Origin of the sequence: Blautia sp. DFI.3.45 (genome assembly GCF_020593505.1) — a bacterium.
In the GTDB taxonomy this organism is placed as follows: Bacteria; Bacillota; Clostridia; order Lachnospirales; family Lachnospiraceae; genus Blautia_A; species Blautia_A wexlerae.
Window position 1 is genome coordinate 1 of record NZ_JAJDMI010000169.1, and the last position, 487, is coordinate 487.

Consider the following 487-nt stretch of genomic DNA (forward strand, 5'->3'; position numbering starts at 1 on the left):
AGATAAAGAGATAGTTTTGGATAATTCAGGTTGGAAAAAGGAAGGCTCTATATTAATGGCTGAGGATGGCAGTACAATATCAATAATAGTACCTTCGCCAGGTATACTTTCTACCAAAAGTCCATATTCCTCTCCATAATAACTGTGTAACCTTTGATTTACATTTGCAAGTCCAATAGAGTGATGCCCTTTTGGAGAAGTTTTGCCGGAACACTGAAAAGTTTTTAATTGTTCCTGAGACATTCCACTTCCGTTATCAGCAACCAGGAAATGAAGTAATTCGCTTTCAAGTTGACAGGAAATACTGATATAACATTCATTTTCTTTATTAGAAAAACCATGTTCCACACTGTTTTCTACAAGTGGCTGGAACAAAAATACAGGAAGATTCATCTGCAGGAATTCAGGTGGGACATTAATATCATAGCAGAATTTTCCGGGAAAGCGTATGTTCTGGATAGTCATATAGCGCTGAACCTGCTGGAGT

At 37.4% G+C, this 487-nt stretch carries 1 protein-coding gene; it reads right to left on the minus strand.

The features are described from left to right. A partial coding sequence (locus tag LJE09_RS17445; protein WP_255601818.1) for a sensor histidine kinase occupies positions 1-393 on the minus strand: 393 nt, incomplete at its 3' end. Positions 394-487: the final 94 nt, after the last annotated feature.